General features: G+C 41.6%; 14 protein-coding genes and 1 other RNA gene. 10 read left to right on the top strand and 5 right to left on the bottom strand.

Features of this window, described 5'->3' with window-relative positions; translation table 11 throughout:
- Positions 1-100: 100 nt before the first annotated feature.
- From E7413_04040 to E7413_04055, 4 genes are all read left to right on the top strand, one after another.
- On the top strand, positions 101-901 hold the full coding sequence (locus E7413_04040) for an SDR family oxidoreductase (GenBank protein MBE7019030.1): 801 nt from the start codon (positions 101-103) through the stop codon (positions 899-901).
- Between the two features lie 15 nt (positions 902-916).
- A complete protein-coding gene (locus E7413_04045; GenBank protein MBE7019031.1) occupies positions 917-1,372 on the top strand; it encodes a DUF386 domain-containing protein in 456 nt (151 codons plus the stop codon).
- A gap of 47 nt (positions 1,373-1,419) precedes the next feature.
- An RNA gene (rnpB, locus tag E7413_04050) (RNase P RNA component class A) lies at positions 1,420-1,765 on the top strand.
- Between the two features lie 107 nt (positions 1,766-1,872).
- Positions 1,873-2,838 carry an S-layer homology domain-containing protein gene (locus E7413_04055; GenBank protein MBE7019032.1) on the top strand — a complete coding sequence of 322 codons (966 nt, stop codon included), beginning with the start codon at positions 1,873-1,875 and terminating at the stop codon, positions 2,836-2,838.
- Positions 2,839-3,404: 566 nt separating this feature from the next.
- Here E7413_04055 and E7413_04060 read toward each other — a convergent pair.
- The 3 genes from E7413_04060 to radA all read right to left on the bottom strand — a co-directional run bounded on the left by E7413_04060 (position 3,405) and on the right by radA (position 6,522).
- Complete coding sequence (locus tag E7413_04060; GenBank protein MBE7019033.1) at positions 3,405-4,487, bottom strand: hypothetical protein; 1,083 nt, start codon at positions 4,485-4,487, stop codon at positions 3,405-3,407.
- A 61-nt stretch (positions 4,488-4,548) separates the two neighbouring features.
- Positions 4,549-5,121, bottom strand: a complete 573-nt coding sequence (locus E7413_04065) for a sigma-70 family RNA polymerase sigma factor (protein MBE7019034.1) — start codon at positions 5,119-5,121, stop codon at positions 4,549-4,551.
- A 21-nt stretch (positions 5,122-5,142) separates the two neighbouring features.
- Positions 5,143-6,522 (bottom strand): DNA repair protein RadA, encoded by a 1,380-nt coding sequence (radA, locus tag E7413_04070; GenBank protein ID MBE7019035.1) that lies wholly within the window; start codon positions 6,520-6,522, stop codon positions 5,143-5,145.
- Between the two features lie 372 nt (positions 6,523-6,894).
- Here radA and E7413_04075 point away from each other — a divergent pair, with 372 nt between their 5' ends.
- The 4 genes from E7413_04075 (at position 6,895) to E7413_04090 (ending at position 11,663) form a co-directional block, all read left to right on the top strand.
- On the top strand, positions 6,895-8,133 hold the full coding sequence (locus E7413_04075; GenBank protein MBE7019036.1) for a glycosyltransferase: 1,239 nt from the start codon (positions 6,895-6,897) through the stop codon (positions 8,131-8,133).
- 105 nt (positions 8,134-8,238) lie between these two features.
- A complete protein-coding gene (nifS, locus tag E7413_04080) occupies positions 8,239-9,423 on the top strand; it encodes a cysteine desulfurase NifS (GenBank protein ID MBE7019037.1) in 1,185 nt (394 codons plus the stop codon).
- Positions 9,424-9,443: 20 nt separating this feature from the next.
- Positions 9,444-9,890, top strand: coding sequence for a Fe-S cluster assembly scaffold protein NifU (nifU, locus tag E7413_04085; GenBank protein MBE7019038.1), 447 nt, complete (start codon positions 9,444-9,446; stop codon positions 9,888-9,890).
- 711 nt (positions 9,891-10,601) lie between these two features.
- A complete protein-coding gene (locus E7413_04090) occupies positions 10,602-11,663 on the top strand; it encodes a DUF348 domain-containing protein (GenBank protein MBE7019039.1) in 1,062 nt (353 codons plus the stop codon).
- A 48-nt stretch (positions 11,664-11,711) separates the two neighbouring features.
- Here the strand turns inward: E7413_04090 and E7413_04095 are convergent, their stop codons facing one another.
- Positions 11,712-13,268 (bottom strand): DUF4445 domain-containing protein, encoded by a 1,557-nt coding sequence (locus E7413_04095; protein ID MBE7019040.1) that lies wholly within the window; start codon positions 13,266-13,268, stop codon positions 11,712-11,714.
- Positions 13,269-13,330: 62 nt separating this feature from the next.
- On the opposite strand from E7413_04095, the gene E7413_04100 reads away from it, so the two are divergent.
- The gene (locus tag E7413_04100) at positions 13,331-14,110 is read left to right on the top strand and encodes a hypothetical protein (protein ID MBE7019041.1); all 780 of its coding nucleotides are present in this window, start codon (positions 13,331-13,333) and stop codon (positions 14,108-14,110) included.
- Positions 14,111-14,159: 49 nt separating this feature from the next.
- On the opposite strand, the gene E7413_04105 is transcribed toward E7413_04100, so the two are convergent.
- A complete protein-coding gene (locus tag E7413_04105) occupies positions 14,160-15,293 on the bottom strand; it encodes a glycerate kinase (protein MBE7019042.1) in 1,134 nt (377 codons plus the stop codon).
- Positions 15,294-15,590: 297 nt separating this feature from the next.
- Here E7413_04105 and E7413_04110 point away from each other — a divergent pair.
- Positions 15,591-21,746, top strand: a 6,156-nt coding sequence (locus E7413_04110; GenBank protein ID MBE7019043.1) for a hypothetical protein, incomplete at its 3' end; no start/stop codon positions are given.

Below are 21,746 nucleotides of genomic sequence, written 5' to 3' on the forward strand. Positions count from 1 at the left end.
ATCTTTGAGGCAAGTTACCAAATGGAGCTGTTTATTTCCCTGCTATAAAGCAAATATGTAAAGAATAATAGGATATAAAAATGCGAAAAGGAGAATTGCTATGGGATTTTTAACTGGAAAAACCGCGATTATCACAGGAGCAGGATATGCTGTGTTATCTGACGGCAGATGCGGCTCCATTGGTTACGGTATTGCAACCGCTTATGCAAAAGAAGGTGCAAACATCGTAATCACCGGCCGTAATGTAGCAAAATTAGAAAAAGCAAAAGAAGAACTGGAAGCAAAATACGGCATTAAAGTATTGGCTTTGCAGGCAGATATTTCTGCGGGAAGCGACAATGAAGCAACTGCCAAAATGGTGGCAGAAAAAGCCATGGAGGAATTCGGCAGAATTGATGTGTTAATCAATAATGCCCAAGCCTCTGCATCCGGCGTAACCATCCAGGATCACACTACCGAACAGTTTGATTTAGCAATGTATTCCGGCCTGTATGCCACTTTCTATTATATGAAAGCTTGCTATCCTTATTTAAAAGAGACCAAAGGTTCCATCGTGAACTTTGCATCCGGCGCAGGATTGTTCGGTAATTACGGACAGTGCTCCTATGCGGCTGCCAAAGAAGGAATCCGTGGTTTAAGCCGTGTGGCAGCAACCGAATGGGCAAAAGACGGCATCAACACCAATGTAGTTTGTCCCCTTGCCTGGACCGCTCAGCTGGAAAACTTTGAAAAAGCATACCCCGATGCATTTAAAGCAAATGTGCATATGCCTCCTGCAGGTCATTTTGGTGACCCCGAAACCGAAATCGGCAGAGTTTGTGTGCAGCTGGCAAATCCTGATTTTAAATATTTAAACGGAGAAACCCTGACCTTAGAAGGCGGTATGGGATTGCGTCCGTAAGATAGGAGATTAACTATGATTTTTGATACCATTGCAAATTGTGAACAGTACTATAAACTGCATCCTAACTATGAAAAAGCTTTTTCTTTTTTAAAGGATGCCATGAAAAAATTCCCGGAACCGGGCAAACACGAAATTGACGGAGATGCTTTATTTGCATCGGTTCAGGCATACAATACCTTAACCGAAGACGGCAAAATGGAAGCTCATGAAAAATATGTGGATATTCAGTTTATCGTGTCCGGCAAAGAAACAATGTATGTGAACGATATCGAAAAATCTGAATTAACCGATGCTTATCGGGAAGATTGGGATGCCGCTTTCTACAAGGTGGATGAAAATGCATCCCAATTAACCTTAACTCCCGGCTGCTTTGTGGTGCTTCTGCCCAATGATGCTCACAGACCTTGCGTGGCATTTGGCGGCGTTAGTGAACCGGTTCAGAAAATTGTCATGAAGGTGAAACTGTAAACGATTTTCTTGACAAACGAATGGTGCTGTGTTATCATAGTACCCGATGAGTAAAACAGACAGTCGCGGGGAAGGGTTCTTTGGAATTCTTCCGTGAGGAAAGTCCGGGCTTCACAGAGCAAGGGTGCCGGCTAACGGCCGGTGGAGGTAACTCTAAGGAAAGTGCAACAGAAAAGAACCGCCATTCTTTTTGGATGGTAAGGATGAAAAGGCGAGGTAAGAGCTCACCGGCAACCTGGAGACAGGTTGGCCGTGTAAACCCCACCCGAAGCAACACAAGACTGCACCATAGCTTGCTCGGCTGTGCGAATTGTGGCTTGAGGTAATCAGCAATGGTTATCCTAGATAGATGACTGTCAAATACAGAACCCGGCTTACAGTTTTGCTCATTTTTTAAAAGAAAAATCCCTGAGATCATTTGATTTCAGGGATTTTTATTGACTTTTTTGTCAGTTGTGTTATAATGAATATAACTTACCTATCAGGAGGATTCAATCATTATGAAAAAAATCGTTTCTTTGTTGTTAGTGTTGTTGATGCTTTCCGGCACTGTGTTTGCTGCAGGTTTTACCGATTTGGACGAAACCCACTGGGCATATCCTCATGTGAGTGAATTGGTAGAAAAAGGTGTCATCAATGGTTATGAGGACGGAACCTTTCGTCCTGATGCCAATGTGACCCGTGCGGAACTGGCAAAACTGTTGTATATGCAATTCGGCGAAAATGGTTGGACATTATATATGGATGTTGAGATGACCGATTGGTTCTACCCTTATGTAACCCAAACCCACAATTATTTTATCGTGCCGATGCTGTCGTTTTATCCCGATAGAGCTGCAACCAGAGAAGAAGTGGCATATGCCATTTATGTTGCCAAAAATTTAGCTCCTGTTACCACCATAAACTTTACCGATGCGGCTGACATTGATACACAATATCAGCAAGCGGTTGCCGCTGTGGCGGCAGAGGGTATTATCAACGGATATCCCGATGGCACATTTTTACCTAAAAATAACATTACCCGTGCGGAAGTTGCCACGGTGCTTCACAGAGCAATCGATCTTAATGGAACTCCCGAAGGGGAAGAAGATATTCCGACAGGTTCTGCCGGTTCTCTAGAGGAGGTTCGGGAAGGAATCGTCGGTACTTGGGTGGTTGTGAAAAATGACATTTATGACGGTCCTTTAAAATGGTTGGCACAGCAGTGGGTAGACGAGTATTTTTATGAAGGCTCAGAACACATTTTTACAGAAGATGGTATTTTCCAATGTGCCGAAGGGAAATATGTTACAACCTACGAGATTTTAAGCGACACGAAAATCAGCTGTGTTACGGTAATCGGTGGCGATGGCGAACAGATTTACGATTACGAACTAAACGGCGACGAGTTTGTTTTATACGGCAATTATTATATGGATGATGTTGTGATAGGACATTCTAATGCTACCTATTTTAAAAGAAAGTAAATAAACGAAAAAAATCCCTGAGATCATTTGATTTCAGGGATTTTTTCGTTTGGTTAGTTATTGAAACAGAACAGTAAGATCACTGCAATAATGATGATGATGGTAAGCCAGTTATCATTGTTATCACAGCAGTTGCGATAGGTATTGTCGCAACAAGGGTTACTCTGACAACAGTCATTGGAAAATAAGCCGTTCATGGTGTGCACTCCTTTTCGGTTTTTTGATTACTTATGGATTAGTCGCAGCAGTTGTTGGTATTTCTGGTATCGCCACAACCGCCGCAGAAGAATAACAGTACAAACAGAATGATAAACCATAAAATGGTGTTATCTTTACATCCGTCTTCTCTACAACCTCTGAATAATTGCATAACAAATCCCTCTTTTTCATAATTTTTGGGGTGGTGTTTTGCACCCTTCACCATTAATATATGAGAAAAGAAATGATGTGTGAAAAATTTTACGGATAAAAAAACCGTGTCTTAAGACACGGTTTTTTTATTGTGAATACAACAAGGTTCCGGGGCACCCGACCGCAATCTTTGATTGCGTCATCGGGTCGGGTTCTTATTGGTCAGGTGAATCAAATTGTAATGTCAATTGCGATTGACCGGCATTTGCATCGGTGGGATATCCCAGCACTGCTTCCAATTCTGTTTTGGTGATGGTAACAAGATAGGTATCGTTTGAGATTGCTTGGTGGGGGAAGTTTGCCAGGATAGGTTCTTTCCATTGGTCTGCGATTACAATGCTTTTATCTGTTTCTGTGTTTTCTTGGGTAATTCCTCTTGCGGAGTAAATGGTTGCATCCATAGGCTTCTGCGTGGATTGCGGTGTAGGATGCGGTGTAGGAGATAGCGCTTTTTTGGTACCAGATTCCAAGGCCATTGCAGAATCGGTTGCTTTTTCCGAAACAGTTTTCGGTGTATCCGCAGCTTCAGTTGCTACAACCTTGGTATTTACATCGGGTGCTGCTTTTGTTGCGGTGTTTGTATCTGCCGATGCAGTTTTTTGTGTGTTGTTCGGTTTCGGGGTTGCTTTGGGAGCACTTTCGGCTACAACTTTTGAGCTGCTCTTCGGTTTTTCAGTTGCTTTCGGAGAAACCTTTTCTTCCTTTTGTGGTTTAGCATTGTTGCTTTCTTCGGGAATCGTTTTCTCAGAAGCGGCTGCATCGTTTAAAATTTGTTCCTGTGTTGGAATCTGTGCAACGTCCTCAGGTTCAGCGGTAACAACATCATTGCTGTCGGTTTCTCCTGTGGAAAAATCTGCTGTTTGTACCAACTGCGGATTAGAAACTTGCGCAGCTTCTTTTATTTTACTGTAACGAGATGCACCGAAGATACCAACCACAAACAAGAAAGCGCAAGCCGTAGCAGCGGAAAGAATTCGTTTATTCTGCCAGAAAGGGACTTTCTTAGTTGATTTTGCCTGATAAACGGCATATTTAATTTTGGCATCCAACTGAGGAGGAACGGGAAAATCATTTTCGATGTTGACATCTGCAAAGAATATACGGTAAAGCTCCAACTGTTTTCTGCAGGTTTCGCAAGTTGCAATATGTTGTTCCAACGCTGAAGACTCTTGCGGTGTTGCTGTGCCTTTTAAGTAACTGTCAAAGAGCTCAACAATGTGATTACACTTCAAATTTATCCCTCCTTCTCATTTTGATGATTGTATATGTAATGCCTATTTCGATGTTTTAGACGAAGCATTACAAGAAAAGTTCCGTATTTTTTTGTAATTTTTCAAGCAGTGCTTTTCTGGCACGGTTGATACCGGATTTTACAGTTCCGGTATTCATATTTAAAATTTCAGCAATTTCCTCGTAGGGAAGTCCTTCGATATCCCTTAGCACAATGAGCTGCTTCTGTTTTGGTTTTAAGGTGTTGATGGCTTGATATAGTGCTTCTTTTCTCTCTTTTTCTAAAACTGCTTTTTCCACATTTTCTTTTTCGTCCGGAATTTCTAAGGTATATTCTTCTTCATCTGCACCGGTTGCATATAATGAAGTGGCAGTTTCTTTTTTTCGTTTTCTGAGCACGTCGGTACAAACATTTGCACCGATGCGGTAAAGCCAGGTGGAAAGGCTGGATTTTTCTTCGAATTTTGATAGACTCATGTAGGCTTTTAAAAAGACGGTTTGGACAGTATCTTCGGCGTCTTTTTCATTTTGCAACATTTTTAAGCACAGGTAATAAAGCTTTTTCGAATAGCGTGAAACCAGTTCGTTAAAAGCTTCTTCATTGCCGTTTTTCAATTGTCTGATTAATTCTTTTTCGTCCATCAAAACGGCGTGATCCTTTCTTTAATCGTTATCCTGTGAAGAAAATCCTTTTTGGAAGGCATCTAACACACTTTTGACGGGAATCAGTTCCAGTTTGAAATCAGATACCTTTATATATGTATAGTTATGATAGGGGAGAATACACTTGGAAAAACCAAGTTTTTCTGCCTCAGAAATTCGTTTTTCAATTCCGCTGACTGAGCGGATTTCTCCCAATAATCCAATTTCACCGAAAACGGCACAATCAGAGAGTAACGGCATATTTTTTACACCGGATGCAATCGCCATGGCAATTGCCAGGTCGCAGGCAGGTTCGGATACAACAAGTCCGCCGGTGATATTCACGTAAACGTCTGATTGAGGGAGAGAACCAAGTCCTGCCCGTTTTTCCAATACCGCTAAAATCAAGTGTAAGCGGTTAGAATCAATTCCTGTACCCGTTCTTCTGGGGTTGTTGTATGCTGTTTTGGCAACCAAAGCTTGTACTTCTGCTAAAATGGGACGGCTACCTTCCAGCGTGCAGGCAATCGCACTACCCGACACACCGTTTACACGGCCTCCGATAAACAACTCTGAGGGATTTGTAATTTCGGAGAGCCCATCGGATAACATATCAAACACGGCAATTTCATTAGAAGAGCCAAAGCGGTTTTTATTGGAACGGATAATGCGGTATGCAGAATTTTTTTCTCCTTCAAAGTAAAGTACGCAGTCTACCATATGCTCCAGCACTTTGGGACCTGCAATCATACCGTCTTTGGTCATATGACCCACAATGAACACACAGGTATTAGTTTCTTTTGCATAGCGCATCAGACGCATGGTGCATTCTCGCACCTGACTAATACTTCCGGGGGTAGATTGTGTATCTTCGGTATACACTGTTTGAATAGAATCCACCACCAGAATACCGGGTTTTACTGCCTCTGCTTCACGCATAATAGAATTCAGTTCATTTTCAGAATAGAGAAAAATATCTCTTTCTGAGGCGTTCAGACGAATGGCACGCATCTTGATTTGGGTTTTAGATTCTTCGCCTGACGCATAAAGCACCCGTTGATCGTCTTTGGCAAGATGACTGCAAATCTGAAGTAACAGTGTGGACTTCCCGATACCGGGATCTCCGCCAAGCAAACAAACCGAGCCGGGAACAATTCCACCGCCAAGAACACGGTTCAACTCTGAAAAACCGGAATCCATTCTGGGCACAGGGGTTAAATCCACCTGACCGATAACTTCGCTTTTTTGCGGTTCCCGAAGAGTGGTTAAAGTGCTTTGTTTGGTTTTGGCAATCTTTTGTTCAAAAAAAGTATTCCATGATTCGCAGGCGGGGCATTTGCCCAGCCATTTGGAGCTTTCATATCCACATTCATTACACACAAAAACTGATTTGGTTGCCATTGCAGAATCCTTTATTCAATCGTCACATTTTTTCTTAAAATATTTTGGAAATATTTTGGAACAAAACGGTCCGTGTTTCGTCAAAACATTTCGTAAAATACAAAAGTTTCTTGCATCATTGTCATAGTCTTATAATAGATTATGACAGTGTCACTTTACCGATTATACAATAAAATGCACAATTTGTCTATAGTTTTTTTGAAATTTCTATTCATTTTGACATGACCCCGAAAAAAAATCCTGAAATTCTGCTTTTTTTTGCAAAAATCACTTGCATTTTCAAAGGGGTTGTGCTATATTTATATAGGTAAAAAAATGCCCTGATAAAGGGAGTTGTAGTACATAGAAAGTATACTGAAGGAGAACATCGTTATGCAACCTATTTTTATCGCTCTGAGTTTTTTGATTCAGCTTTTTGCGTATGTTGTTACAGGGTACCACTTTATTGTTTCCCTCTTCGCATGGTTTCCCAGAAAAGAGAAAGAATTTGTTGTTGATAAAAAACACACCTTTGCTATGGTGGTAGCTGCTCACAACGAGCAAAGCGTAATTAAAAACATGGTGGAAAGTTTAACCGCTTTAAATTACGATAATGATTTGTATGATATTTACGTAATTGCAGATAACTGTACTGATAAAACCGCAGATATCGCAAGAGAAGCGGGTGCGATTGCACTGGAGCGTTTCAACGAAACCCATCGCGGTAAAGGCTACGCATTAGACTGGGCGTTTAACGAAATTTTAAGTGGCGAAAAAGAATACGATGCAATTTGTGTTTTTGACGCGGATAACATTGCTCACGGCGAATTTTTAAATGAAATCAACAAACGTCTTTGCCAGGGATACGAAGCTGTTCAGGGTTATATCGAAACCAAGAACCCTTACGATACTTGGGTTACCGCATCTTACGCGATTACCTTTGGTTTGATGAACAAAATTTATCAGACTGCAAGATACAATGTTGGACTTCCCAATCAGTTAAACGGTACCGGTTTTGCTTTGAAAACCGAGATTATCAAAGAATTCGGTTGGGGTGCAAACTGTCTGGCGGAAGATATGGAATTCACCATGAAGCTTCTTCAGAATCATATTATGGTTGGCTGGGCAGAAAAAGCGATTGTTTATGATGAAAAACCTTTGACTTTATCTCAGTCCTGGAAACAGAGAATCCGTTGGACTCAGGGGCATGCAGATGTTGCATCCCGTTTTGTTCCGAAGTTGGGGAAAAGCTTCTTTAAAGAAGGAAAACTTCGTTACATCGATTGTATCATTTATTTGTTGCAGCCGCTTCTGATGATGATTTTAGCGGTTACAGCAGTAATGGGAGTTGTTCAGAGTTGGTATCCCAACACTAAAATCTGGTTCTCGTTTGCAGATTTCGGTTCTCCGTTGTTTTGGAGTTTGCTGTATTATGGACAGCTTGCGTATGTTCCCGCCATTTTATGGTTAGAAAAGAAATTGACAATCAAAACAGTGGTTTATTATGTTCCGTACTTATTCTTTACCTACACTTGGTTGCCTATCGCATTTATCGGCGTAGCCAAGAAGAACAAAAAAGAATGGTTCCATACTCAGCATACCAGAACCATCAGTATCAAAGAAGTGGAATAGAGACGGTAAAATAACCGATTAAATCTATACGAAAACGATGAGAAGACCGCTGAAATGAATGTCTGTTCAGCGGTCTTTTTTTACACAGTAAGGAGGAGGGTGACGATGAATCGTCCGACGAATACAATTTATCTGGATCATGCAGCAACTACACCCATGCATCCCGAGGTGATAGATACTATGGCAGAGGTGATGAAAAACACCTATGGAAATGCCTCTTCCGTATATCATGTAGGTCAGGATGCCAAGGTTTTGTTGGAAGAAGCCAGAGTTTCTGTGGCAAATATCTTAAACTGCTTACCGAATGAAGTTTATTTTACAGGTTGCGGATCCGAAGCGGATAACTGGGCCATCAAAGGTTATGCGATGGCAAACCGCAAAAAAGGCAATCATATTATTACCACTAAAATTGAACATCACGCAATTTTGCACCCCTGCGAATATTTGGAGAAAAACGGATTTGAAGTGACATACCTTTCGGTGGATGAAACAGGACTTGTTTCCTTGGAAGATGTGAAAAACGCTATCAAAGATACTACGATTTTAATTTCCGTGATGTATGCAAATAATGAGGTTGGTACCATTGAACCCATTGCTGAAATCGCAAAGATTGCCAAGGAACATGGCATTTGTATGCACACCGATGCTGTTCAGGCAGTTGGCGCAGAAGCGATTGACTTTCAAACATTAGGTGTTGACATGTTATCTCTGTCGGCTCATAAGTTTGGCGGGCCCAAAGGTGTTGGTGCACTGTTGGTGAGAAAGGGATTAAGAATTGATCCTTTTATGCACGGTGGCGCGCAAGAACGCTCCAAACGTGCCGGTACCGAGAATCTGGCAGGCATTGTGGGATTAGCAAAAGCTCTGGAAATTTCAGTTGCCAATTTGTCCGACAAGCAAGCAAAAATCAAAGAATTAAGAGATTATCTGATTGCACAAATTGAAGAAAAGATTCCGTATATCAAGTTTAACGGTCACAGAGAGCGCAGATTAGCGAATAACGTGAATTTCTGCTTCCGTTATATTGAGGGGGAATCCTTGCTCTTGATGTTGGATATTAACGGTATTTGTGCTTCTAGCGGTTCTGCTTGTACCTCAGGCTCTTTAGATCCTTCCCACGTGCTTTTAGCGTTAGGATTGCCCCACGAAATTGCACACGGTTCTCTGCGTTTGACATTATCGTCGAAAACTACCAAGGAGGAACTGGATTTCACAGTTTCTAAATTGCAGGAAATCGTGCATCGTTTAAGACTGATGTCTCCTATTTATGACATGTCTTTGGAACAATAATAAGAAAGGAGCATATATATATGTATACAGAAAAAGTATTAGATCATTTTCAGAATCCCCGCAATGTGGGCGATTTGGAAGGCGCTGACGGGGTTGGACAGGTTGGAAATGCCAAATGCGGAGATATTATGAAAATCTCCTTAAAAGTAGAGAATGATGTGATTGTAGACGCAAAATTCAAGACCTTCGGATGCGGTGCAGCGGTTGCAACCAGCAGTATGGCAACTGAAATGATTATCGGCAAAACCTTAGAAGAAGCGCTTGCTGTTACCAATCAGGCGGTTGTGGAAGCGTTAGAAGGGTTGCCACCGGCAAAAATTCACTGTTCCGTGTTGGCGGAAGAAGCTATCAAGGCTGCTATTCAGGATTATTATGTGAAAACAGGTCGTGAAATCCCCGGTGGCGGATGTACAGGCTGTTGCGGAAGCTGTGGACATGACCATGGTTGTCAGGATGATGAAGAGTAAAAAATTGCTCACATTGTCGAGTCAAAAAGCCATTAAAAATTGAATCAATGGATTGTTTTCTTCATAAAAAGCTCACAAATTTTAATTTTTGTGAGCTTTTTTTGTGAAAAAAACACTGTTTTTTTATATTTTTTCAGAGAAAAATAAAGGCTTTTTTCGGAGATTTTTGTATCATTTTAGCCCTGACAGATCTATTTCAAAGTGAGTTTTTTATACAATTTTCTGCAAAAAAATGCTGTAATTTTATATCGGAAAATAGAATTTTTCATGTATGAAATACTTTTTTTGTTGGAGATTAAAATGCAATTTTTTTAACTTTTTTACGGTTTGTTTATTTTTTGAAACCAAGTATAAAAATTGTCAATTTTGTATATAAATAACTATAAAAAATAGCAAAAATAACGAAAAAAATTAAATTTTTTTTACAAAGCGTAATCCCTTACGGTTAGCGGAATCGGGCGGATTTTTTGTTCGTCGGAATTCGTCAAAAAACTATCAAATGTCCGAAAAAGCTTGACAAATGGGCATTTTTGTGTTATTATGGGAACAATCCGAAAAAAATAAAGGGCTGTTTTGAAGGCAGGTTTTGACAAAAAAATCGGCTTTTATGATGTAATGGATTTGTAACAATTCTTCCATACCATCTTTCCCAAATCTGAATGAAATAATCGGGAAGAAAACGGCTAATAAAAAAATAGGGGGAAATTTATTTTGATGAACACAGCAATGGCTCAGAAACGGGCCGGCACTGCCAAGTCACGACTTATGGTATGCACCTTCTTTTTAACGGTTGCAGTTATGATTATTCTGTTTTCCGCTACTTGTTTTGGGAAATCTGTTGTGATTGATATGAACGGAGAACAGGAAGAAGTATTTGTGTATGGCAAGAACGTAGATGACGTTCTGAAGAAAGCGGATATTGAGCTGAAAAAAGAAGATAAAATTTCAGCGAACCGTTATGATGAAGCGTACAATGGTCAGGTTCTCCACGTGGATCGTGCGATTCCCGTAGAGTTCGAAGTAAATGGTACAACAACACAGTTCTTGACTACGGCAGCAACCGTAGGTGATTTCTTGGAAGAGAATGGTGTTGTTTTAGGAGAATTCGATTTAGTAACTCCGTCTTTGGATACTACCTTGACCAAGGATTGTTGCATTGTTTTGGCGAAAGCTGAAACAGAAGTGGTAATTCTCAGCGAAGATGTTCCTTTCGAATCTGTTTCCGTGGAAAATAACCGTTTGGAAAAAGGAACCGAACGAGTGAAAACCGAAGGTGAAAACGGTGTGAAGGAAATCTATTATCATCGTATTTGGAGAAACGGTGAAGTGATTCACGAAGTTCAGGTTGATGAAGTTGTAGTAAAAGCACCTGTAAACCGAGTGGTGGAAATCGGCACTTACATTCCGCCGATTGGTTATCGTGGTAGTATTGACCGCGCAAGCCTGGAAGGCGCCCGTATGATTCCCATGGAGGCTTCTGCTTATGATTTAAGCTATGAAAGCTGTGGAAAACGCCCCGGAGACAGAGGCTATGGTATTACTGCATCCGGTATGATGGCGCAACGCGGTGTAGTTGCGGTGGATCCTAAGGTAATTCCTTTAGGAACCAAACTTTATATTGAATCGCCCGATGGTTCTTATGTATACGGCTGTGCTGTTGCAGGGGATACCGGGGGAGCAATTAAAGGCAATCGTATTGATTTGTTTATGGATACCTATTCCGAATGTATGCAGTTCGGTAGAAGAACCATGAATGTGTATATTTTAAATTAATTGGAATAAAAAAAATACGGAGTGAATTTCACTCCGTATTTTTTGTTTTTAAAAACACATTTTTTCAATATATATTTCGGTAAAATCAGGATTTTGATGCAAGGCAATTGTTTTGGCTTTTTTTGATAGCTCGTTCATTTTCTTTCGAGCATCGTTTGAAAACAGTGCTAATGTGCCACCAAAGAGGGCGGTATTGCCCAATGCTTTTGTAGTTTTGGCAAAGTTTTTTGGCAATAAACCAATTTCTTCTGCATTTCTGGAATTGATTTTAGAACCAAAACCACCGGATAAATATAAGGTATCTACTCGATTTGCCAAGGTGAGCATTCCCGCATGGATTGCCGCTTTTGCCAGTTGCAGTTTGCGGATATCCGACGCTCTGATCATTACATCGCTATTGGGAATCCGAAAGCAGGGCTTTCCGTGGTGATCTCTTTGACAGAGAGGGTGTTCTTCAATGAGACATCCGCTTTCATCTAAGATGTCAATTGTTTTCATCACCGTCAACACATCCACAATTCCGCTTCCTGAAATTCCCCGTGGGATTGCATCACCAATTACGTGATGGAAAATTTCGCTGTTTTCTATCCATACGCGGTCAATGGCACCCGGTTTGGCAGGCATCCCCATAAAGATACCAGCTCCTTCAAAGGCGGGACCTGCCGCTGTGGAGGCGGTGGAAAGAGTAGAGCCGTCAAAATAGGCGATTTCTCCATTGGTTCCTAAATCCACAAGCATTGCAGTTTCTTTGGATTCTGCCATACGGGATGCTAAAATTCCTGCGGTGATATCTGCCCCCACAAAAGCAGCAATGCATGGAGCAAGATAACAAGTTGCTCCGCTAATGGAATATTCTTTTCCAAAAAAATCGGTGGGAGTATAAGGTGCTTCTCCCAAAGGAGAAACATCTTGTCCCGTTAAAAAATGAAGCATTACTGTATTGGCAACAATCACGATATTTTCAGGGGTGTTGCATTGGGTAATGATTTCTGAAATCTGTTTTTGCAACAGATTAGAGAGCAGGTTGGGGTGTTCTTTGTCAAAAGCAATTCTTGAAATTACATCGGCACCGTAGGCGGTTTGATAATTCTCCTCAGTAATTTTTTTGACAATGTTTTTATTTTTATATAAAATGGCAGCGATGGTAGTGGTTCCGATATCAATCACTAAACCGTCGGTGTAATCATAGGTGATAGGGTAATTTTCCCAAGAGAAGTCGATTTCCACCACAGGGGCTAAGGTTTCAGCCGTAATCGTGACATTTCCTGTTGCCTTTGCCTGACAAGCCAAACGAATATGATTTGCGATTTCGTATTCTGTGAGAATACTTTTTTCTTTTTCGGTAAGTGGGGAGAGACTTCCGATTGCAGTTACCTTGCATTTTCCGCAGGTGCCGTTTTGTCCGCAAGGCATGGAAATGATTTCTCCTGCCCGTTTTAACAATTCAGAAAGCAGAATTTCTTCCGAAAACGGGAAAGAAAGACTTTCGTTTATGGTTGCTTCAAACAAATCAATCACCACCTTTTTTACAAGTTCTTGTTTACAGTATAATACAAAAAAATGAAAAAGTAAATAATTTTTCCATTTTTTTGGAAAGGGTTGCATTTTTTTTGATGGTGTGATATAGTGAAAAAAGAATACTTCGCAAAGTGCGAAAGGAGAGTATTATGGATTTAAATGATGTGAGAAACCTCAAGGCGATTGATGCTCACAATCATATTTTTCATTTCCCGAAATATGATAATGAGATGCAATTAAACGATTTGGAAACCAGTTGGAAGGTTGCTTCTGCTGCCAATACGGATAAAATTTTTATTTCTACCATGGAAGCGGTATGCAACGCAGAGATGGTGGAGTCTGAAAATGATTACTTATGGAATTTATCTCAGGAAGTGGACTATCTGTATCAGTGGGTAGTAATTGATCCCCGTAACGAAAATAGCTTCCTGCAGGCAAAAAGAATGCTCAACAACGGAAAATGCGTGGGCATTAAATTACATCCCAAAGAACATAACTATACCTTAGCGGAATTTGGGGACAAAATTTTCTCCTTTGCCTCTGATTTTGGTGCCGTTGTGCAGATTCATCCGGAAGACAGTGCCACCTGGATTTTGCCTCATGCAGACAAATATCCCGATGTTACTTTTCTCGTAGCACATATGTGCTCCTGGTTAGGCAGAGCTTATGCAGATGCTATTGAGCAGGCAAAACATGGCAATGTGTGGGCAGATACTTCCGGTTCTGCAAGTTATTGCAATGTGGGAGTAGAATATATTGTGAATCGTGTGGGATCTGATAAAATTTTATATGGAACAGATGGTTATTCCTCGGGATTCCAGCGTGGCAGAATTGAATATGCTCAGATTTCCAACGAAGATAAGGCAAATATCTTCAGATTCAATGCAGAACGGTTATTTGCCAAAACTTTTGCAAGAGAAAAGAAATAAGTGGTAAAAAAAGAAAAAAAGGTGAACAACTTGTTCACCTTTTTTTATGTTACCTACAAGCCGTAATCAAACGGAATACCTGTTCTGCAGTGTCTGCTAAATTTCGGTAGGCATTTTCCACATTCATTGCATCTGCCAAAGAGCAGGGAGTTCTCACAATGGGGAAGAACGCATCAATACCGTGGTCATTGCAAATTTTGGCATCCTCAGTCACACAGCCGGAAAACGCAATCACGGTTTTTCCAAACTGTTTTGCCAGTTTTGCCACACCAATGGGTGCTTTGCCCTGATAGGACTGCCCGTCTAATCGTCCTTCTCCGGTAATCACATAGTCAGCATCTTTGATTTTTTCTGCCAGACCTGTTTCTCTGATAACCATATCCACGCCGGATTCCAGTTTTGCATTCAAATAAGAAAGAAAAGCAAACCCAAGCCCGCCTGCTGCCCCTGCACCGGGATAGTTTGCATCAGAGGAGGGGAGCAGTGATTTGGTTAACTTAGCATACTGTTTCAACCAACCATCCATTTGAATCACCATTTCGGGAGTAGCACCTTTTTGGGGACCGTATACTGCGCTGGCGCCCCGTTCTCCGCAAAGAGGATTGGTTACGTCACACGCTACACAAAATTCACATTCGGCAAGTTCTTTTAAAGCATTCTCTGTACGGATGGCAACAATTTCGGACAATCCTTTGGCACCAAACGGAACCTGTTCACCTTTTTGATTGAAAAACTCAAATCCTAGCGCTTGAAGCATCCCGATACCACCGTCATTGGTGGCGCTTCCGCCTATGCCTATCACAAATTTGCGACAGCCTTTTTGGATTGCATCATAAATCATTTCACCCACGCCGTAGGTTGTGGTATGTAATGGGTTTCGTTCTTCTTCCGAAATCAACGTGATGCCGGAGGCTGATGCCATTTCCATAATGGCGGTTTGATTGTTAATACCGTATTTTGCGGTTACCGGAAGTCCTAAGGGGTTTTTTACGGTTGTTTCTACCCATGTTCCACAAGTTGCAGATACAATGGCTTCCACAGTGCCTTCGCCGCCGTCTGCAATGGGGCAAACGGTTACTGTTGCATCGGGAATGACACGCTGGATTCCTTCAGCGATTGCATCTCCCGACTGAAAGGTGGAAAGACTTCCTTTCATAGAATCAATGGCGACAGTAATATTCATAAGTTTTCACCTTCGTTTTCTAAAAAAATAATCTGGTCTCGAAGATTAGAAATTTAATTAAAAATATTGTATCATAACAGAGAAAAACTGTCAAGGAATAATGTTTATTTTTAAAATTATGTATTATATAATATAATTGTATAAAAATCTTTGAAAAAGTGTTGACAAGTTTGGAAATAAATGATATACTTGTTAAACAATAGGATAGTATATCGTGGTGCATTGTCTGTATCACGAGATTTTTAACTTGCAAAAAAATAAAAAATATACAAAATTTAAGAAAGGAAGTGCCAACGTATGAAGAAGTTTTTTAGTCTTCTTCTCGCGCTGACCCTTGTGGTTGGTATGCTGACTGCATTTACTGCATCTGCAGCGGTAAACACTACCGTGTTTTACAATGCATTGAATGACGAACAGATTACGTCACTTGATGGTGTAACCAGCATCTACGCAACCACAACTTTCACAGGACGTTACGAAGATAACGCTTCCGTTATCGTTTCTCATTATGCAGCAAACGGTAAACTGACAAAAGTGGAATCTATCGTTCCTGTTGAATCTACTATCGGAGCAAGTGTAACCTACACAACTCCCGAGATTTCGGTAGCCGATACCGATATTATTAAAATTTTTGCATGGACAGGAGTAGATACCATCAAACCTCTCCTGAAATTCCCCGGCGTAATCAGCCGTAGTGCAGAAATTCCTCGTCCCACTGCAACTGTATCTTCTCTGAATGTAGGAGAAATTACCGAGGTTCCCTTGACCTTTGCAATGAACTTCAAAGCTGATCCTGTAACCGAAGCTCAACTGTTAGCTTACGGCAACTGGTATGCAGACTTCGAATTAAAGGTGAACAAAGACGTTACCTTTAATTTAGACGGCACTGCAGACGGTTACCTGGCAGGTCAGTATGATTCCTGGAGCCCTGCATGGGTACAGGTACCGAAAAAAGACGTAACCTTAGCGGCTAATACTCCGTTAAAGATTATGGAAACCGGTGCTCAGACCTATGGCAAACCCGGTCTGAAGTATACCTGTCAGGAAGTGTTCGACAGAGTAAAAGACTTCGATTGCGGTGTATTCTTCACTCAGGAATTCTTAGAAGCAAATCCGGATTTACACGTAACTCTGGAACTGAGAATGTATAATCCTTTAAATGAAGCAGAATCTTACTTAATTGGTGAAACTTATGAATTCACCTGCACTCTGCCCACCACTACCGTAACTGTACTGAATGCAGAAGAATTAGGTTTAGACTACGCGCTGAACTTCTCTGCTAATGAAGTAACTGACGGTCAGTTATCCGCATATGCTGATTGGAAAGCAGACTATGTTCTGACTGTAAATAAGGATTTAACCTTAAATGCAAACGGCACCAAAGATGCTTACCTTGCAGGTCAGTATGATGAATTTGGTCCCGAATTTGTAAAAATGCCTGCAACCGAAACCGCTATCGCTGCAAATGAAGCAGTAAGCGTATTAGGTCTGTATGGCGCAAACATTACTTTCCGTGATGTGGTAGAAACCGTAAAAGACTTTGATTGCGGTATCAAATTCTCCGATAGCTTCTTAGCTGCTAACCCCGATGTGGAAGCAAAATTAGAATTAAGACTGTATCATCCGTCCAATAACGGTGCATACTATGTAATCGGCGAATCCTACACCTTCAAACAGCAGCAGAACATTACCGAAGAAGCACAGGTGTTAACCTATGGTAATGTAACTGCAGAAGTTCCTGCAGGCGTTCTGTTAAATAAAGGTGTAACCGAATTAACCTTAACCACCACCGCTTTAGAAAATTCTGAAAGTGGCGTGGAAGCAGGTGCAAACGAAACTCTGTCCGCTATGGACGTTCATGTGGAAGGCGTTTCCGAAGAGAACACCACTCCCATCATCGTTACCTTAAAAGAAGCAACCGAACCCGGTTACAACAAAGGTAACTTAAGCTTATTCCATGTTGAAGACGGCGTAGCTGTTCCCATGGAAGAAGTAGAAACCAAAGCAGACTTAGTAAAACATAACCAGTTTACATACGATCCGGCAGACGGTACCATTGCAGTTGCATTGGCAAACTTCTCCGAAATCGCATTACTGGCTACCAATGACAAAGTATGGAATGGTGAATACGACTATTCCTGGTATAGTGCAGATAAAACTACCTTTGAAATTGCAAACGCTGACCAGATGGCAGGTTTCTCTGCAATCGTTGGTGGTATGAACGGTCAGAAAGAAGATACTTTCTTAGGCAAAACCGTAAAACTGATTGCTGACCTGGACTTCGGTGGCATAGCTGTTGCTGAACCCAACGATCAGCCGGGCGACGTGTTCTATCCTGTTGGTTATTACAACACCGAAGGGACTTACCCCAAATCCGGCACCGCCATCACCAGCGGAATGAAACCTTTTGAAGGTACCTTCGACGGTAATGGCCACACCATTGCAAACATTTTCCAGACCACCTGGATTATGAAAGGTGACCACAATTGGTACACTCCCCAGGAACAGCACTATCGTGACGGTATGGGTATTTTCGGTAAAGTTTACGGCGGTACCATTAAAAACTTAACCGTTGATAATTTCATCTCTGTTGGTGAAATCACCACTACCGGTGTTATCGCTTCCTACGCTGAAAGCTGGAATGGCAGAAGTGCTGTATTTGAAAATATCGCACTTACCAACTGTAATCCTCAGGTTTACAATATTGGTAACGGCGGTATTGTTGGTAGCGGCGGCTGGTACTCTCAAGACGCAACCGACATTGCAAATACCCCCATTATCTTTAGAAATATCACTGTAGACAACACCAACAAAATCTCCGCTCTGTGGGGATCCTGGGACGTTGCCTGCGCAGGTATTATGGGTAGATACTACCCCGATAGTAACTGTGGCGTTTCTTTCGAAAACTGTCACGTTGCTGCACAGATCGACGTTTACAACGACGTTTGTGGTAACTATCAGTACTACTGGTACCGTTATGCAGGTATGATGATTGGTACTGTTGAAAAAAGTACAACCGATGAAAAAGGTTATACCGTTCCTGATCTGACCGGTATCACCGCAAAAGATTGTACCGTTCACTTTGGTGATTGGAACAATTACTACTACTGTGAATTAGTTGATAACTCTTTAGCATCCTATACTCACGATCATCAGTTCAGCCGTCTGACTGAAGTGAAAGAAGTTAACGGTACTACCATTACTTACCTTGACGGTACTACCGGAACTGTTCCTGCTTCCGGACGTGCAAACTACGTGGTAGTAAATGGCGAGCATTCCACCGAAAATGCAACCTGTTACCATTTCTTAAATGGTGCAGTTTGGAAACACGAAGATGCAGGATATGAAACCTTCGACTTAAATGGTGACGGCGAATTAAACGACTTAAAAGAAGACCGTCAGCATTATTATCTGCCCTTCAACCAGTTATTCCAGGGCGATGGCTGGGGCGTAAAAAATATCCCCGTTTATAACGGCGAAGATTACGCATTTGAAGGCATCACTATCTTAGACAGAGTTGTTGCAGATTCTGTTGTGAAATTTGAATCTAAACATGTAGCTTCTGTGAATACCGGAACCAGCTTAACCGTTGGTGACCTGTTCAAAGTGGTTGATAACGGCGTTGACGTTGTTACTGAAAATGTACAGGTAGCTGTATCTCCTGTAATTTACGAGGGTAACACCGCAAATGCAACCATCAACGTGAACGATGACTGGACGAAATCCACCATCAACTTCACCGGCTATGGTAAAGTGGAAATCACTATCACTGACTACTACTTCTGTACTCCCACCACTATCGTTGTGGATGTAGAAGACACATTGCCCAGCATCATTGATGATGGCGAAGCATTTGTAAAACATGTTGCTGAATGCGGCGGAATGATCGCATTACCGAATGCAGGATCCAACATGATTACAGTTCATACTGCTGATAACGATGGTTGGTTCAGCTTCAAGATTGGTGTTCCCGAAGATGATACCTATGTATTACAAGCAATTCTTCTCGATACCAACGAATATGGTAAAGTATATGGTAATGGTATTACCTTTACCCATACTGATGGTAGAGAATTGGCAATCCCCAATTCCAACAATGAAGCTGTCCTGATTGCAGGTAACTGGCATACCATCGGCGAAATCACTTTAGAAGAAGGTAACCATACCTTTATCGTGGAAAACAATGACCCTGCAAACGGTTATTCCTTCTGGGCTATCAGATTGGTAAAACCCGAAGACCTTGTAGTGGATAAATTCGTTGGTAAAGAAGTAACCTTAACTCACGACTTAACCACTATCGAAAGCGGTATCGAAACCACCTTAGGTGAACTGTTCGGCACCGTTGAAGGCGCAGAAATTAACAGCGCAACTGTTACCGTAAACGGTATCAATGCAACTGTTGACACTGCAAACTGGGCTAATACTCCTGTAGTATTAACCGGTACTGATGCATACACCATCACCATTACCGATGGCGCTAACTGTAACACCGCTACTACCACTGTTACTCTGAACGCTCCCAATCCTGTTGATAAATGGGTTGGCAAAACTAATATTACCAACTTAACTTTAGCAACTTACGGTACTGCACAAACCATCAGTTTCAACGGTTTATTTGATACCAAGGTTGCTGAAAGTCAGATTAAAGGCAGAAAAATTACTGTAAGTCCTTCTGATGTGGTAACTATTAATCAGTCCACCGGTGCGGTAACCGTTCCCGGTTCTGCAGGCGAGTACAAAGTAACCGTTACTGATGACTTCTACAGCAAACCTGCAACCGCAACCATTCGAATCGTAAATCCGAACCCGGTTATTAAATGGAAAGCAAATACCGGCTTAAGCTACGAAGTGGATCCCGGTGCAACCAAATCTCTGAAATTGAGCGATATCTTCACCTTACAGAACAATTACAAAGTTGGTACTGTAACTTACACTGTGGGTGGAAAATCCTACAATGCAACTGCTGCAGAATGGGCAAATACCTCTATTAACTTTGCAGTAGGTACTCATACTGTTACCATCGTTGACGACCTGTTCTGTACCGATGTTTACACCGCAACTGTTACCGTAAATGAAAAACAGCCGGTTGATAAATTCACCGGTACTACTGTAACTGTTCAGCATACTTTAGCAACCTTAAATGCTAAAGCAGTTTCCGTAAAACTGGGTGATATCTTCACCGGTACCAATGTAGTAACCGGTAACATCACCGTTACTATCGCAGGCAAGGCTACCACCGTAAAAGCAAGCGATTGGGCAAATGCAACTATCACTGTTCCCGGTGGTGTTAACGAAACTGTTACCATTACTATCAATGATAACAACCTCTGTAACACTGCAACCGGTTATGTGAAGTTAACTGCTCCCGCAACCGTGAAGAAATGGAACACTACCAATGTTTCCCGTAATCTGACGATTGCAACTGTAGGTCAGAATCAGACCTTCAACTTCACTGATCTGTTTAGTGAAATTTCCGGTACTTATATTGGAACTCTGACCGTAACCGTATCCGGTAACGGAAGCTATTCCAATGGTGTTATCACCGTACCCGGAACTGCAGGTGAATATACTGTAACTGTTAAAGATAATAACTACAGTAAACCTGCAAGCGCAATTATTACTTTAAATGATGCAGAACCCGTAACTAAATTTACTGTTGTAGGCTCCTCTATCAAGCATACACAGGCAACCTGGAAAGCACAGGAAGTAACCACTACCTTAGGTGCAATCTTCGGAGAAGATACTACCAATGGTCAGTACATTAGCGGTACTGTAACCTATACCATCGGCTCTACTGCAAAAACTGTATCTGCTGCAAACTGGGCAAGTACTTCTGTATCTATCCCCGGCGGTGTAACCTCTGTAACTGTTAAGATTAAAGATGACAATTACTGTAATGAAACCACTGCAACCGTTAAATTGACTGCTCCGTCAACAGCTACCAAATGGACTGCGAAATCCGATCTGTCTTACGAAGTTGACGCAGGTGCAACCAAAACCTTAACTTTAGGTGACATCTTCGCTGCACATTCTTCTAACGGCAAATATATTGCAGGAACTGTAACTTACACAGTAGGCTCTACCTCTAAAACTGTAGATGCAGCTAACTGGGCAAGTACCTCTATTACTGTAGGTGCAGGGGAAACTAAGGTTACCATTAAGGATAACAACTACTCCAAAACTACAGAAGCAACCGTAACTGTAACCGAAAAAGCTCCGGTTGAAAAATTCACCGTAAAAGATGATTACTACTTCGTGGCACACGATGTTGTTGATCCGGGCAGCTCTAATGTGAAGACCATCAAATTAGGTGATATCTTCGCGGCTTCCGGTGAAGGCACCATCAACAGTGCAAATGTAACCGTAACTACCAGCAACAAGGTAAGAAAGATTGAAGCAACTATCAACAAGAATGCTTCTGATTGGACTCAGACCACTATTGATCTGAAGTAC

Source organism: Oscillospiraceae bacterium (assembly GCA_015068645.1).
Taxonomy (GTDB): Bacteria; Bacillota; Clostridia; order UMGS1840; family UMGS1840; genus SIG452.

What these genes read in the sequence shown, in the direction of transcription:
- E7413_04040 (MBE7019030.1), top strand. Translation starts at nt 101, where the DNA reads ATGGGATTTTTAACTGGAAAAACCGCGATTATCACAGGAGCAGGATAT.
- E7413_04045 (MBE7019031.1), top strand. Translation starts at nt 917, where the DNA reads ATGATTTTTGATACCATTGCAAATTGTGAACAGTACTATAAACTGCAT.
- E7413_04055 (MBE7019032.1), top strand. Translation starts at nt 1,873, where the DNA reads ATGAAAAAAATCGTTTCTTTGTTGTTAGTGTTGTTGATGCTTTCCGGC.
- E7413_04065 (MBE7019034.1), bottom strand. Translation starts at nt 5,121, where the DNA reads ATGGACGAAAAAGAATTAATCAGACAATTGAAAAACGGCAATGAAGAA.
- radA (MBE7019035.1), bottom strand. Translation starts at nt 6,522, where the DNA reads ATGGCAACCAAATCAGTTTTTGTGTGTAATGAATGTGGATATGAAAGC.
- E7413_04075 (MBE7019036.1), top strand. Translation starts at nt 6,895, where the DNA reads ATGCAACCTATTTTTATCGCTCTGAGTTTTTTGATTCAGCTTTTTGCG.
- nifS (MBE7019037.1), top strand. Translation starts at nt 8,239, where the DNA reads ATGAATCGTCCGACGAATACAATTTATCTGGATCATGCAGCAACTACA.
- nifU (MBE7019038.1), top strand. Translation starts at nt 9,444, where the DNA reads ATGTATACAGAAAAAGTATTAGATCATTTTCAGAATCCCCGCAATGTG.
- E7413_04095 (MBE7019040.1), bottom strand. Translation starts at nt 13,268, where the DNA reads ATGCAACCCTTTCCAAAAAAATGGAAAAATTATTTACTTTTTCATTTT.
- E7413_04100 (MBE7019041.1), top strand. Translation starts at nt 13,331, where the DNA reads ATGGATTTAAATGATGTGAGAAACCTCAAGGCGATTGATGCTCACAAT.
- E7413_04105 (MBE7019042.1), bottom strand. Translation starts at nt 15,293, where the DNA reads ATGAATATTACTGTCGCCATTGATTCTATGAAAGGAAGTCTTTCCACC.